Below are 5,126 nucleotides of genomic sequence, written 5' to 3'. Positions count from 1 at the left end.
CGCCCCACCACGCCCGAGGAGCTGGCCGCGGTAGCCCTGGCCTACGTCCGCTTCGCGCTCGAGCATCCGGCGCTGTTCCGGGTGATGTTCGCCGAACCCTGCGATCCGGCCAACGAGGAGCGTGCCGCGGCGACCGACGCCATCCACACGTATGTGCGCGGGATCGTGCACGCCACCTTCCCCGCCGCCGATCCGCAGGCCCTGTCGACCGCGGTGTGGGCCCTGGTGCACGGGCTGGCGTTTTTGCACCTCGACGGCAAGCTCGATGCCTCCAGCCCGCAGGCGGTCGCCGGCCAGGTCCACGCGGCCGTGGACGCGCTGCTCGCCATCTCGGCATCGAGATCGCAGACGGCCGGACCATCGCGCGCGGTCGACGACGTCAGCGGAAGCTAAGTAGCTAAACAGCCGGCGCCCGCGCCGACGAAAGCCGAATGAGCGCCGCGAGGAATGTTGACGCCGCTTACTTGCTTTCCTATGCTCGTCCGGAGCTCGTCCGGAAATCGACTGCAGCGGCCTGGAAACGGAGCACAGCCATGCCCGAGCGCGCGACGGACCGGCCGTATGACCTGGTGCTGTTCGGCGCCACCGGCTTTACCGGTGGGCTGACCGCGCAGTACCTCGCCGCCCACCTGCCGGTCGACGCTCGATGGGCCCTGGCCGGTCGGAACCAGGCGAAGCTCGAAGCCGTGCGCGAGCGCATCATCTCCACCGATTCCCCTGCCCCCAACCCCGAACTCCTCTACGCCGACGTCTCCGACACCGACTCGCTCAACGCCTTCGCCGCCTCGGCACGCGTCGTCGCCAGTACCGTCGGGCCGTATCTGGCGTACGGCGAGCCGCTGGTCGCGGCGTGCGCGAGGGCCGGGACGGATTACCTCGACCTGTCCGGAGAGCCGGAGTTCATCGACCGGATGTACCTGGCCCACCACGCCACCGCCGTGCGGAGCGGCGCCCGGCTCGTGCACGCGTGCGGGTTCGACTCCGTCCCGCACGACCTGGGCACCCTGTTCACCATCAAGCAACTGCCATCGGACGTGCCCCTGAAGATCCGCGGCGTCGTCCGCAGCAATGCCATGTTCTCCGGCGGGACCCTCCACTCCGCTCTGGGCCAGATGGCCCGTGCCCGCCAGATGCGACAGGCAGCCAGAGACCGCAGGCAAGCGGAGCCGGGTCCCGAGGGCCGACGGGCCAGAGCGAACGCACGCTCTCCCCACCGAGACTCGGACCTGCGCCTCTGGCTGCTGCCGCTGCCCACCTGCGACCCCATGGTCGTCAAGCGCTCCGCTGCCGCCCGCAGCGACTACGGCCCGGACTTCACGTACTCCCACTACGCCGGCATGCGACGCGTGGTCACACTGATCGCCGCCGCGGCGGGCGCCGGCTGCCTCGCCGCGAGCGCACAGATCCCACCGCTGCGCCGCCTCGCCGGCTCACGGATCCCACAGGGCCAAGGCCCCACCGAAAGCCGACGTGCACGCAGCTGGTTCACCGTCGACTTCATCGGCGAAACGGCAGAGCAGAAGGTCCACACGCAGGTGTGCGGCGGCGACCCCGGCTACAACGAGACGGCCAAGATGCTCTCCGAGGCCGCCATGTGCCTCGCGTACGACGACAACCCGGCCACCGCCGGACAGGTCACCACCGCGGCCGCCATGGGCGAGACGCTCCTGCAACGACTGATCGACGCAGGCATCACATTCAGCACGATCGAGCCGACATCGCGGCCAAGTATGCCCAACCATTGATCACATGTCCGACCATTGATTTGCACTAGCCGGCGACGACCTGGCAGCGGCTTCGATCCCTGCGGCTACGCGTCTCAGTCTGTGGAGACGTGAAGCAGCTCGCGCACCTGGTCTTTGGTCAAGTCGAGTCGGATGCCGTCTCCGAAGCCGTCCACGGATCCGACGGGGATGGTGAACCGTGTCCGACCCCAGAGGTGGCCCTTGTCCAGCAGCAAGCGGATCAGATGCCGGTCCTGGAGCTCGATGCTCAGCCCCTGGACCCGTCCGATCTCCCCGTCGGTGGCGTACACGGGCTCGCCGCGGCGCACCTCGAGGCCGCCGGCCGGAATCCGATCGCGAGTGGTCGTCCGGTTCCCGTAACCCGTGTCCCGCTCGACGCCCTCCACGCCCGCGGGAAACCTCCCGCTCAGCTCGCGCGGGGAATAAGGCCACGACGCCTGGTGCTGCGGCGCCGTCTCCTCGGCGGCCTCGAACTGCGCGAATTCGGCGGTGCTGGAGCGGAGCAGGATCTCGGCGCCGACCGACTCGACCCGGTCCGCGGGCACAAGCCGACCAGCCAGCGAGCCGTCCGGCTTGACGGCGAGGTGCGTGAGCCTGTTGCCGACCGGATCGATGATGATCCGCTGCAAGCGCCCACAGACGCCGTCGGAGCACCGCACGGCAGTGCCGATGATGAACTGTGCCTCACTCATATGCCTGGTCGGCCTCCCGCTTCGCCGGCCGCTGCCGAGACGCCCGATCGCTGCGCGAGCGCGGTTTCCGCCGGTGGTCGGCGGCTGGCCGTATCTCCATCATCGTCCCGAACCACCGATGCCGCAGCAGGTCCCAGCCAATCTGGCGAACGACCGGCGCATCCACGGCGAACTGGCGATGTTCTCCTCGGCAAGGCGCAGGATCAGCCGGCGGATCGAGCCCACCGTCAGGGACCGTCCGGCACGCCGCGGGCGGCTGCCCGCCACGTGGCACCCGCACATCAGAACCGCGATGCCATCGCAGTACCGTTTCCGGGCTGACCAGCAGGCGCAACCGGCGCAATGCCGTTCGCAGTACCGCGGGGGGGTGTGTTGCCGGCGCATCCCGCGCGCCTCGGGTCGTTGCGGCCTGCCGAGGTTATCGGGTCGCCCACAGGGGTGTCGGCCGAGCGCGAGGGAGAGTTGTGGTGGATGGTGTTCGTCGCCCTCGGGTGCGGGTGGGATTGCACCCATCGAGGTGAAGCTGAACGACTGATCGTCACGGCACGAACGGGTTCACCGCATCAGCGCCGTCGGGATATCCGCGCAGGTTGACGCGATGAGAGTGCGCCGCCTGCCGTGAAGTTCTCCGGCGAGCGCCAGCATATGACATCTGCTTGACTTTGCGATGGTGACGACCTGGCTCATCTGGGGCTGCTCGCGCTCCTGAACTGCCGTCGTCGTGCATCCGTCACCCCAGCCGCAAAGGCGACAGACATGTTCCGACCGCCCCAACCGATCAAGGCCTCAGGCCAGCTCGGCATCCCTGATCAGACCGACGTCTTCACGTTCGGAAGGAGTGGCCCGCTCCAGGTTTTCTGGGTGCACGGCCTCGGTCGTCCGTGGGAAGGCCCGGCGGTCATCAGCCCGAACGGCCGGTTTCCCGAGGGCGCCGAGGCCGCTGTCTCGCCTCAGTACGGCTCCCCGAATCAGACCGACGTCTTCGCCGTGGACGACAACGGTCAGCTGCAGGTGTTCTGGGTGAACGGCTCGGGACCGTGGAACGGCCCGACAGCAATCGGCCCCGCGTGGAGGTTTCCCCCCGGTGCCCCGGTCGCGGCTTCAGTCCAGCACGGCGTCGACAACCAGACCGATGTTTTCGCCGTGGACGACGACGGCCAGCTGCAGGTGTTCTGGGTGGGCGGCTCGGGCTCGTGGAGCGGCCCAGTGGGCATCGGGCAGGTCGGGATGTTCCCTCCCGGCGCCTCGGTCGCGGCCTCGGCTCACTACGGCGTCGACAATCAGACCGACGTCTTCGCCGTGGACGACAGCGGTCAGTTGCAGGTGTTCTGGGTGAACGGCACGGGCGCGTGGAACGGGCCCGTGAGCATCGGCCGGGCCGTGTTCCCTCCCGGTGCCTCGGTCGCGACGTCGGCTCACTACGGTATCGACAACCGGACCGACGTGTTCGCTGTGGACAACCACGGTCAGCTCCGAGTGTTCTGGGTGATCGGCACGAGCCCGTGGAGCGGCCCGGCGAACATCGGCGAGGCCATGTTCCCTCCCGGTGCCTCGGTCGCGGCGTCGGCCCAGTACGGCATCGACAACCAGACCGACGTGTTCGCCGTGGACAACAACGGTCAGCTGCGAGCGTTCTGGGCAAACGGCACGGGCCCGTGGAGCGGCCCGGTGAACATCGGGCCGGCCGGGATGTTCCCTCGTGGCGCCTCGCTCGCCACCTCGGCCCACTACGGCGCCGAGGACCAGACCGACGTCTTCGCCGCAGACAACAACGGGCAGCTGCACATGTTCTGGGTGAAGGGCGCGGGACCGTGGAGTGGCCCCGTGAGGATCGGGACGCCATACAGCCCTTCGGTCCGCCCTGCGTTCATCTTCGCGAAGGACGCGAGCGGGGCGAGCGACATCGAATGGCATGCGTTCGTCAATGGGAGATCAGCGGGAACGATCACCCATGTCTGGGGGCTGCCGCCGCCTTTGGACACCACGTGCATGCAAGCGGTGTGGGCCGCGCCGGGTCCCGCCACGCCGGCCTGTGGAAGCCCGGCCGCCTTCCTCGACGGGCAAGGGAACGTCCACGTGTTCTTCGTCTCCCAGGCGGACAACCGCGTCTGGCAGATCATGGGAGGGGACAGCCGGGGCAGCTACAACTGGTTCGTCGGGAAGTTCGGGAACACGAACAACCGGCTTCCCGCGCCATCCTCGGACCCCGCGGCTCTTCTGACACCCGACGGTACGCAGCATGTCTTCTACTGCGCGGCCGAGGGCGGGTTGTGGCACGTCTGGTGGGATCCCTTCACGCGCCCGAACGGCGGTACGGGAGTGTTCAGCGACGCCTCCTGGGGCGACCAGCAGGCGTTCGGCGCCCCGGCGGCGTTCCAGGACTCCGCCGGTGACATCCACGTCCTCTACCGGCGGGAAGGGAAGATCTATCAGACCATCGGCCAGATTGAGCGCCGCACAGACGGTACGACCACGTACACGAACTTCCGAACCTGGCCGTTCGGCGACACTCCCGCAGCGGCCGACGGTGACATCGCCGCGGTCACGACCAGTTCCGGAAACCAGTGACGTGATCTCAGCGAGGTTCAGCTGATCATGCGGTGTTCGAAGTGGGTGAGAACGAGGGCCGCTCTGGCGAGTTCGGTGATTCTCGACGGGCTTATGGTCACGTGGCGGAGTGCTTTCCAGC

The 5,126-nt window shown here is 68.4% G+C and carries 4 protein-coding genes; 3 read left to right on the top strand and 1 reads right to left on the bottom strand.

All coding sequences use genetic code 11. The features are described 5' to 3' along the window. Both KDL01_RS38925 and KDL01_RS38920 read left to right on the top strand, forming a co-directional pair. The coding region (locus tag KDL01_RS38925; protein ID WP_212533741.1) for a TetR-like C-terminal domain-containing protein at window positions 1-393 on the top strand (393 nt) is incomplete at its 5' end. 140 nt (window positions 394-533) lie between these two features. Further along, a complete protein-coding gene (locus KDL01_RS38920; RefSeq protein ID WP_212533742.1) occupies window positions 534-1,745 on the top strand; it encodes a saccharopine dehydrogenase family protein in 1,212 nt (403 codons plus the stop codon). A gap of 74 nt (window positions 1,746-1,819) precedes the next feature. On the opposite strand, the gene KDL01_RS38915 is transcribed toward KDL01_RS38920, so the two are convergent. Beyond that, complete coding sequence (locus tag KDL01_RS38915; RefSeq protein ID WP_212533740.1) at window positions 1,820-2,374, bottom strand: PRC-barrel domain-containing protein; 555 nt, start codon at window positions 2,372-2,374, stop codon at window positions 1,820-1,822. Between the two features lie 819 nt (window positions 2,375-3,193). Here KDL01_RS38915 and KDL01_RS38910 point away from each other — a divergent pair. Beyond that, window positions 3,194-5,005 (top strand): beta propeller lectin, encoded by a 1,812-nt coding sequence (locus tag KDL01_RS38910; RefSeq protein ID WP_212533739.1) that lies wholly within the window; start codon window positions 3,194-3,196, stop codon window positions 5,003-5,005. Window positions 5,006-5,126: the final 121 nt, after the last annotated feature.

The sequence above is a fragment of the Actinospica durhamensis genome (assembly GCF_018139695.1).
GTDB classification, from domain to species: domain Bacteria; phylum Actinomycetota; class Actinomycetes; order Streptomycetales; family Catenulisporaceae; genus Actinospica; species Actinospica durhamensis.
The sequence above is the reverse complement of the archived record's forward strand: the minus strand, read 5'-3'. Positions and strand labels throughout refer to the sequence as shown.

Bases quoted from the DNA above. Each gene is read 5' to 3' on its own strand.
- KDL01_RS38910 (WP_212533739.1), top strand. From the start codon at position 3,194: ATGTTCCGACCGCCCCAACCGATCAAGGCCTCAGGCCAGCTCGGCATC.
- KDL01_RS38920 (WP_212533742.1), top strand. From the start codon at position 534: ATGCCCGAGCGCGCGACGGACCGGCCGTATGACCTGGTGCTGTTCGGC.